Origin of the sequence: Collinsella aerofaciens (genome assembly GCF_040915545.1) — a bacterium.
Taxonomy (GTDB): domain Bacteria; phylum Actinomycetota; class Coriobacteriia; order Coriobacteriales; family Coriobacteriaceae; genus Collinsella; species Collinsella aerofaciens_BE.
The window spans coordinates 1-1846 of record NZ_JBCPDH010000052.1; the positions used below are offsets into that span (position 1 = coordinate 1).

Genomic DNA, 1846 nt, shown 5'->3' on the forward strand with positions numbered 1-1846 from the left:
GTGTCGCATCCGGGCAGACATCGAACCATTTGAAATGGTCTAACTTGGATTTGTTTTTCGCAAGGCCGCCGAGAGGCGGCCCCGAGAAATTCCTTTTCCTATATTAAAACCATATGAATCGAACGGAACCGATCAGCGAATGACTGAGAGGACCGGACGGGCTCGAAGCCCATATATTTTGGACGGAGAGTTCGATCCTGGCTCAGGATGAACGCTGGCGGCGCGCCTAACACATGCAAGTCGAACGGCACCCCTCTCCGGAGGGAAGCGAGTGGCGAACGGCTGAGTAACACGTGGAGAACCTGCCCCCTCCCCCGGGATAGCCGCCCGAAAGGACGGGTAATACCGGATACCCCGGGGTGCCGCATGGCGCCCCGGCTAAAGCCCCGACGGGAGGGGATGGCTCCGCGGCCCATCAGGTAGACGGCGGGGTGACGGCCCACCGTGCCGACAACGGGTAGCCGGGTTGAGAGACCGACCGGCCAGATTGGGACTGAGACACGGCCCAGACTCCTACGGGAGGCAGCAGTGGGGAATCTTGCGCAATGGGGGGAACCCTGACGCAGCGACGCCGCGTGCGGGACGGAGGCCTTCGGGTCGTAAACCGCTTTCAGCAGGGAAGAGTCAAGACTGTACCTGCAGAAGAAGCCCCGGCTAACTACGTGCCAGCAGCCGCGGTAATACGTAGGGGGCGAGCGTTATCCGGATTCATTGGGCGTAAAGCGCGCGTAGGCGGCCCGGCAGGCCGGGGGTCGAAGCGGGGGGCTCAACCCCCCGAAGCCCCCGGAACCTCCGCGGCTTGGGTCCGGTAGGGGAGGGTGGAACACCCGGTGTAGCGGTGGAATGCGCAGATATCGGGTGGAACACCGGTGGCGAAGGCGGCCCTCTGGGCCGAGACCGACGCTGAGGCGCGAAAGCTGGGGGAGCGAACAGGATTAGATACCCTGGTAGTCCCAGCCGTAAACGATGGACGCTAGGTGTGGGGGGACGATCCCCCCGTGCCGCAGCCAACGCATTAAGCGTCCCGCCTGGGGAGTACGGCCGCAAGGCTAAAACTCAAAGGAATTGACGGGGGCCCGCACAAGCAGCGGAGCATGTGGCTTAATTCGAAGCAACGCGAAGAACCTTACCAGGGCTTGACATATGGGTGAAGCGGGGGAGACCCCGTGGCCGAGAGGAGCCCATACAGGTGGTGCATGGCTGTCGTCAGCTCGTGTCGTGAGATGTTGGGTTAAGTCCCGCAACGAGCGCAACCCCCGCCGCGTGTTGCCATCGGGTGATGCCGGGAACCCACGCGGGACCGCCGCCGTCAAGGCGGAGGAGGGCGGGGACGACGTCAAGTCATCATGCCCCTTATGCCCTGGGCTGCACACGTGCTACAATGGCCGGTACAGAGGGATGCCACCCCGCGAGGGGGAGCGGATCCCGGAAAGCCGGCCCCAGTTCGGATTGGGGGCTGCAACCCGCCCCCATGAAGTCGGAGTTGCTAGTAATCGCGGATCAGCATGCCGCGGTGAATGCGTTCCCGGGCCTTGTACACACCGCCCGTCACACCACCCGAGTCGTCTGCACCCGAAGTCGCCGGCCCAACCGAGAGGGGGGAGGCGCCGAAGGTGTGGAGGGTGAGGGGGGTGAAGTCGTAACAAGGTAGCCGTACCGGAAGGTGCGGCTGGATCACCTCCTTTCTAGGGAGACACATTCTTAGAGAGATCAACTTAACTCGAATAGAGGGCAGGAGCCCGTCCGGTAGATGTCCCGCCACGGATGATTCCCCGCAGCACCCGGTCCCCGGGGTCGCACCCGCGTACCTTGAGAGCCGCATAGCGATAGGAGAGAGATGGAAGAG

The 1846-nt window shown here is 63.3% G+C and carries 1 rRNA gene; it reads left to right on the forward strand.

Features of this window, described 5'->3' with window-relative positions:
- The first annotated feature begins 179 nt into the window (after positions 1–179).
- Positions 180–1685: ribosomal RNA gene (locus AB5202_RS09725) — 16S ribosomal RNA — on the forward strand.
- Positions 1686–1846 lie beyond the last annotated feature (161 nt).